This window comes from Gammaproteobacteria bacterium, assembly GCA_003696665.1.
In the GTDB taxonomy this organism is placed as follows: domain Bacteria; phylum Pseudomonadota; class Gammaproteobacteria; order Enterobacterales.
In genome coordinates this window covers 1-6,445 of record RFGJ01000304.1, presented here as the reverse complement: position 1 = coordinate 6,445, position 6,445 = coordinate 1, and the positions used below count along the sequence as shown (strand labels likewise).

Below are 6,445 nucleotides of genomic sequence, written 5' to 3'. Positions count from 1 at the left end.
TTCAAGTGTTTGTCGAATACGACTTAAACCATCTTGGATATTGACTTCATCCGAGGCGAGCGCAAGGGCTGATTGTCCGCAGGCGACCTGTATCGCCTCTGCGGCGGTGAGTTTTCGATGTGCGCTGTCCAGTTGTTCAAACTCACCCTGTTGTGGGGACAGTTGTTCCAGTTCACTCAATTGATAAGTGAGCAAAGCTTTGCGTTGTTCACGAAATTCACGTTCGTCGGACAAGTTGGCAAGTTGTTGCGACAGCTGCCGCCACTGGGCGAACTGCTGCCGAAATTCGTGCACTAGTGGTTGAAGGTTGGCATACGTATCAAGCAAGGCCAACTGTGCCGCGCTGTCTAGGAGGGCAATATGAGCATGTTGACTATGAATGTCGAAAAGTTGCTCTGCCAGTTGTCGCAATTGAGTTAACGTAATGGGCTCGCCATTGAGAAAAGCGCGAGAGCGGCCATCTTGCCCAATTTGACGTTTGACGATGAGCGTGTCGGCTGCCTCGAACCCGTTTTCGTGCAACCAATGGGCTGCCGATGAATCATTGGCGATGGCGAAAACCGCCGTGACGACACTGCGATTTTGACCAGGCGGCACCACTGTGGTGTCGCCGCGCGCGCCGAGTACTGCATTGAGTGCATCCATCAGGATGGATTTTCCGGCACCGGTCTCGCCAGTAATGACCGTCAGTCCGGGATGCCATTCGATGTTGGCTTCATCAATGACCGCAAAATGACGAATATGAAGTTCTTGCAGCATGACGTTCAGTGCTTGGCACTCCAGCCCAATTTGGTTCGAAGAATGTGATAATAATCGTAATCTTCCGGATGCAGAAGCTGAAGTTTTTTGGGGAATTTCTGCACGGTCAAGCGATCACCGGGGGCCACCGGAATTTGGACTTGCCCATCACAAGACACCTGTGGATAGCTTTGGTTATTGGCTGAGATCACCACTTCCACCCGACTGCCACCGTCAATGACAATCGGGCGATTGCTGAGAATGTGCGGAAACATGGGCACCAATGTCACTGCATCAAGGCGTGGATGTAAAATTGGACCGCCACCAGATAACGAATATGCGGTTGAGCCGGTGGGGGTGCTGACGATAAGTCCGTCAGAACGCATGTTATAAACAAATTGGTTATCGACATAAACGTCAAACTCAATCATGCGTGCAATTTCACCAGGGTAGAGCACAATATCGTTAAGCGCTTTGCTCTGCCCGATGAGGTCGCCATGCCGACGCACTTCCGCGTGCAGCAAAAACCGTTCAGCCTTGCGATAGCGGCCTGACAGGATTTCACTCAGCTTGATTTCCATTTGCGACGGAGGGATGTCGGTCAGAAATCCGAGATTTCCGCGATTGATGCCAATCACTGGGACTTCTGTGTCGGCAAGCATGCGTGCGGCATTGAGCATGCTCCCATCGCCACCCACGACGATGACCAGATCACAGCAGTCGGCGAGTTGTTCGGCTGGACGGCATGCATCATCAGGAAATCCCAATTCTTCACCGACAGATTTTTGCACGTAAACGACACAGGCTTGTTTTTGCAAGAAAGCAAAGAGCGCCTTAATGGTGTCGGCGGAAGCCTGATTCCTGGGCTTCCCCATGATCCCTACGTATTTGAATAAGCTCGCCATCGAAGGTTTAGACGGTAGACTTTCCTTCGATTCTATGCGCCGAAACTTCATAGGTAAAGGATATTTGCCCTTGAACCTTGGTGAACGATCCCCATATCTGAGGCAGGTTTGGAAATCCTGAAATGGAGTATTGGCAAATGACCGACATGAATGACAAACAGACACCGCAGGAACCGAAGACTGAAAATGAAGTACAGAAGGATGCGGCACAAGCAGCGCCAAGCGAGAATGATGCGACGGATGATATTGAAGCGTTAAAGGCAAAACTCGCGGAAGCGGAACGCAAGGCGCAGGAGAATTACGAGCTGGCGCTGCGAGTCAAAGCGGAAGCAGAAAATCAGCGAAAGCGTATGGAACGCGAAGCTGAAAATTCGAGAAGATTTGCACTGGAACGTTTTGTGACGGACTTAGTGCCGGTACTAGATTCTATGGAGCAGGGGTTGGCTATTGAAGTCAAGGATGAAGCGGCAAAAGCCATGCGCGAGGGTTTGGAGTTGACCATGAAGCTGTTACTCGATGTGATGAAGAAGCATGGCGTGGAGCGCGTGGATCCCAAGGGGCAGCCGTTCAACCCCGAGCACCATGAGGCAATGAGCATGGTCGAATCAACGGAAGTTGACCCGCACCATGTGCTTGAAGTTTATCAAAAGGGATATTTGTTGAATGGACGTGTGGTGCGTCCGGCTCGGGTTGTGGTGTCTAAAGGTAGCCCGAAAGTTGATGAAAGTGCATAAATTTCGACTTCGAACTTGAAAAATACCTAACAGACCACATTTAGAGAGCAAGCGAAGTTGGCAAGCTCTGTTTGTTTCGGCAAGCGTGAGCGGGCAGAAACCAAAGAAATTTAGGAGAGTAGGACAATGGGCAAGATTATTGGCATTGACTTGGGTACGACAAACTCATGTGTGGCCGTCATGGACGGCAAAAATGTGCGTGTTATCGAGAATGCTGAAGGCGATCGCACAACGCCTTCTGTTGTGGCGTTCACCAAAGAAGGCGAAATTTTGGTGGGTAAACCCGCGAAACGTCAGGCGGTGACCAATCCACACAATACCCTGTTCGCGATTAAGCGTTTGATTGGTCGTAAATTCAAAGACGATGTCGTACAAAAAGACATCAAAATGGTGCCTTACAAAATTATTGAAGCGAAAAACGGCGACGCTTGGGTAGAAGTCGACGGCAAGCCGATGGCACCTCAGCAGATTTCAGCTGAAGTCTTGAAAAAAATGAAGAAAACGGCCGAGGACTTCTTGGGCGAAGAAGTCAAGGAAGCCGTGATCACTGTACCGGCGTATTTCGATGATTCACAACGTCAGGCGACCAAGGATGCCGGGCGGATCGCTGGATTGGAAGTCAAACGAATCATCAACGAGCCGACGGCAGCAGCACTGGCGTATGGCCTGGATAAAGAACGTGGCGACCGCACCATTGCGGTCTATGACTTGGGTGGTGGTACCTTCGATATCTCGATCATTGAAATCGCCGATGTCGATGGCGAGAAAACGTTTGAGGTGCTGTCCACCAACGGTGATACGTTCTTGGGCGGTGAAGACTTTGACCTGCGCCTCATTGACTATCTGGTCGATGAGTTCAAGAAAGAAACAGGCATTGACCTCAAAGGTGATCCATTGGCGATGCAGCGCCTGAAAGAAGCTGCGGAAAAAGCCAAGATCGAGCTTTCTTCGGCGCAACAGACCGACGTTAACTTGCCGTATATTACGGCAGATGCTACCGGGCCAAAGCACCTCAATGTACGCATTACCCGGGCTAAGTTTGAAGGACTCGTCGAGGATCTGATTGAGCGGACGCTGGAACCGGTACGGACTGCATTAAAGGATGCGGGGCTTAAGACCAGCGACATTGATGACGTGATCTTGGTCGGTGGTCAAACCCGTATGCCGAAAGTGCAACAAGTTGTTGCCGAGTTCTTTGGAAAAGAACCGCGCAAGGATGTGAACCCGGATGAGGCGGTGGCCATTGGTGCTGCAATTCAGGGTGCGGTGCTCGCTGGTGACGTGAAAGATGTGTTGTTGCTTGACGTCACACCGCTGTCATTGGGTATCGAAACCATGGGCGGTGTCATGACCAAGCTGATCGAGAAGAACACAACGATTCCAACCAAGGCGTCGCAAATCTTCTCGACGGCGGAAGACAACCAAACGGCAGTGACTGTGCACGTACTGCAGGGCGAGCGGAAGATGGCAAGCGAGAACAAATCGCTTGGTAAGTTCGATTTGACCGACATTCCGCCAGCGCCTCGCGGTGTGCCACAAATTGAAGTGACCTTTGACATTGATGCGAACGGCATCCTCCATGTATCGGCCAAAGACAAAGCCACAGGCAAGGAGCAGTCGATTGTGATTAAGGCCTCAAGTGGGCTGACGGAAGAAGAAATTCAACGCATGATTAAGGATGCTGAAGCGCATGCCGAAGAGGACCGGAAGTTTGAAGAACTGGTCAATGCGCGCAACCAAGCTGAGGCGTTGATTCATGCTACGCGTAAGTCGATGAAAGAAGTTGAGATCGACGACGCGGAGAAAAAGGCGATAGAGGATGCGATCGCAGCACTCGAGGAAGCCGTCAAAGGCAATGACAAGGCGGATATCGAAGCGAAAACACAAGCTTTGTCTCAGGCTTCGGCAAAGATGGCAGAAAAGCTGTACGCAAAGCAGCAGGCTGATCAAGGCACACAATCAGATGCCTCTGCTTCATCCAACGCGTCCAGCGATGATGATGTTGTTGATGCCGAGTTTGAAGAAGTCGACGACAATAAGAAGTAATTATTGACGTCGCGCTAAGGCTTTGATAGATGCGGGACGCGGATGACAGAGCTTGTCCGCGTCCCTTTGTTGTTTCTTGAACGTTAAAGATGGAAAGTAGCCATGTCGCAACGCGATTATTATGAGGTGTTAGGCGTATCCCGAGACGCCAGTGCGGCCGAAATTAAAAAAGCCTATCGGCGATTGGCGATGAAGTATCATCCGGACCGAAACCCGGATAAGCCGGAAATCGAAGAAAAATTCAAAGAAGTCAAAATTGCTTACGAGGTGTTATCCGACGAAGAGAAGCGACGTGCCTATGACCAGTTTGGTCACGCTGGCGTGTCTGGTCAAGGTGGCTTTGGGGCGGATGCCGGACCGAGTTTTTCTGACATTTTTGGCGATGTATTTGCCGATATTTTTGGCGGCGGACGCGCACGGCGTGGACCACAGCCAGGGGCGGATCTTCGCTACCATCTTGAAATTACGCTTGAACAAGCGGTGCGAGGCGCTTCGGTCAATATCACCATTCCAAAATTTGTGCATTGTCCGGTGTGTAATGGAAGTGGCGCGAAACCGGGCTCGCGGCCAGAAACCTGTTCGACGTGTCACGGCCACGGACAAGTGCGTATGCAGCAAGGTATTTTCACCGTACAGCAGACATGTCCACATTGTCGCGGGCGTGGCCAAGTAATTCGGGAACATTGTGACAGTTGTCGTGGTCGTGGGCGTGTCCGCAAGGAAAAGACGCTCAAAGTGAACATCCCTAAGGGAGTGGATACAGGAGACAGAATCCGTGTGGCCGGTGAAGGGGAGCTCGGGGATCCTGGGGCACCACCGGGTGATTTATATGTCCAAGTTACCGTCAAAGAACACGAAATTTTCGAACGGCATGATGCGGATCTCTACTGCGAAGTGCCGATTGATTTTGCGACGGCTGCGTTAGGTGGCGAACTAAAAGTGCCAACATTGGATGGGCATGTTATGTTGAAAATTCCACCGGAGACACAGACCGGAAAATTATTCCGCCTGCGAGGCAAAGGCGTTCCGACGTTACGTGGTGGTGTGGGTGATCTGCTGTGTCGTGTTGTGGTGGAAACCCCGGTCAACCTCACTGCGCGGCAAAAAGAATTGTTGGAGGAGTTTCGCGCCAGTATGGAAGACAAACCCGAAAGACACTCGCCACGCAGAAAGTCTTGGTTAGATAATGTGAAGACGTTCTTCGAAAAAATCGCAGGACAGTGAGATGATTATACGCGTTGCTTTGGCTGGTGCGTCAGGCCGCATGGGGCAGACCTTACGGGATCTGATCGCGCATCGCATGGATATGCTCTTTGTGGGGGCTTTGGCCTCGACCGCTTTACAGAGCGCTGCGCATCCGGTGGTGACGGATTTGCGCGAATTGGATGAGCCGCATGTGGTGATCGATTTTTCGCAACCGGAATTTACGTTGGAGGTGGCAAGGCAATGTGCCCGTGATCAGGTGCCCTTGATTAGTGGTACCACAGGACTGTCGCAGGCACAGATGTACGAATTAGAGCAGCTTGCGGAAAAAATCCCATTGCTGTGGGCGCCAAATATGAGTACGGGCGTGAACTTGCTTGAGTGGTTGGTGCGTTTGGTGGCGAGGGCGTTGCCGGAATCGGAGGCCGAAATTGTGGAGTGGCATCATCATGGCAAGCGGGATGCGCCCTCAGGCACTGCCTTGCGTCTTGGTGAGGCGGTCGCGGAGGCACGTGGCACTCGGCTTGAGAAAGTTGGTGAGTATGGCGAACGGACAGGCGCGCGGGCAAAGGAAACAATTGGATTTAGTGTCATTCGTGCAGGCGATGTTGTTGGGGACCATCAGGTCATATTTGGTGAGGAGGGTGAGGCCCTCATATTGAGTCATCGTGCGACTAGCCGGACGGCGTTTGCAAGTGGTGCCTTGCGTGCAGCGAAATGGCTAGTGAATCAGGCGCCAGGCTTTTATGACATGCATGATGTGTTGGGTTTGAAAGAAAAAATTGGCGGAATTTTGTCGAGGAAAGATTAAAATAGCCG

6 protein-coding genes are annotated in these 6,445 nt (G+C 51.5%); 4 read left to right on the top strand and 2 right to left on the bottom strand.

All coding sequences use genetic code 11. The features are described 5' to 3' along the window. The coding region (locus tag D6694_08290) for a DNA repair protein RecN (GenBank protein ID RMH42193.1) at positions 1-759 on the bottom strand (759 nt) is incomplete at its 3' end. Positions 760-764: 5 nt separating this feature from the next. After that, positions 765-1,643 carry an NAD(+) kinase gene (locus D6694_08285; protein ID RMH42192.1) on the bottom strand — a complete coding sequence of 293 codons (879 nt, stop codon included), beginning with the start codon at positions 1,641-1,643 and terminating at the stop codon, positions 765-767. Positions 1,644-1,789: 146 nt separating this feature from the next. Between D6694_08285 and grpE the strand changes: the two genes are divergently transcribed. The 4 genes from grpE to D6694_08265 all read left to right on the top strand — a co-directional run bounded on the left by grpE (position 1,790) and on the right by D6694_08265 (position 6,437). Next, positions 1,790-2,377, top strand: coding sequence for a nucleotide exchange factor GrpE (grpE, locus tag D6694_08280; GenBank protein RMH42195.1), 588 nt, complete (start codon positions 1,790-1,792; stop codon positions 2,375-2,377). 126 nt (positions 2,378-2,503) lie between these two features. Next, entirely contained in the window at positions 2,504-4,423 is a 1,920-nt protein-coding gene (gene dnaK, locus D6694_08275; protein RMH42191.1) for a molecular chaperone DnaK, read from the top strand. A 102-nt stretch (positions 4,424-4,525) separates the two neighbouring features. Beyond that, a complete protein-coding gene (dnaJ, locus tag D6694_08270) occupies positions 4,526-5,647 on the top strand; it encodes a molecular chaperone DnaJ (protein RMH42190.1) in 1,122 nt (373 codons plus the stop codon). Positions 5,648-5,651: 4 nt separating this feature from the next. Next, a complete protein-coding gene (locus D6694_08265) occupies positions 5,652-6,437 on the top strand; it encodes a 4-hydroxy-tetrahydrodipicolinate reductase (GenBank protein RMH42194.1) in 786 nt (261 codons plus the stop codon). Positions 6,438-6,445 lie beyond the last annotated feature (8 nt).

Bases quoted from the DNA above. Each gene is read 5' to 3' on its own strand.
- D6694_08285 (RMH42192.1), bottom strand. From the start codon at position 1,643: ATGGCGAGCTTATTCAAATACGTAGGGATCATGGGGAAGCCCAGGAAT.
- grpE (RMH42195.1), top strand. From the start codon at position 1,790: ATGAATGACAAACAGACACCGCAGGAACCGAAGACTGAAAATGAAGTA.
- dnaK (RMH42191.1), top strand. From the start codon at position 2,504: ATGGGCAAGATTATTGGCATTGACTTGGGTACGACAAACTCATGTGTG.
- dnaJ (RMH42190.1), top strand. From the start codon at position 4,526: ATGTCGCAACGCGATTATTATGAGGTGTTAGGCGTATCCCGAGACGCC.